The sequence below is a fragment of the Vibrio sp. Sgm 5 genome (assembly GCF_026241575.1).
In the GTDB taxonomy this organism is placed as follows: Bacteria; Pseudomonadota; Gammaproteobacteria; order Enterobacterales; family Vibrionaceae; genus Vibrio; species Vibrio jasicida.
In genome coordinates this window covers 1-312 of record NZ_JAPHPY010000154.1, presented here as the reverse complement: position 1 = coordinate 312, position 312 = coordinate 1, and the positions used below count along the sequence as shown (strand labels likewise).

The 312-nt window shown below is 47.8% G+C and carries 1 pseudogene; it reads left to right on the top strand.

Going from position 1 to position 312, the window contains the following annotated elements:
- Window positions 1-312: pseudogene (locus OQJ86_RS26490) on the top strand (flagellin); the annotation flags it as partial.

The following is a 312-nucleotide window of genomic DNA, read 5'->3' as shown; positions in this document are numbered from 1 at the left end:
GCTGCGGGTCTTCAAATCTCGAACCGCTTGAACGTACAAAGCCGTGGCCTGGATGTGGCTGTTCGTAACGCGAACGATGGTATCTCTATTGCACAAACTGCTGAAGGTGCAATGAACGAGACAACCAACATCCTGCAACGTATGCGTGACCTGTCTCTTCAATCTGCAAATGGCTCTAACTCAAAATCTGAGCGTGTTGCGATTCAAGAAGAAGTAACGGCACTGAACGATGAATTAAACCGTATCGCTGAAACGACATCTTTCGGTGGTAACCGCCTACTTAACGGTACTTACGGCACTCAGTCTTTCCAA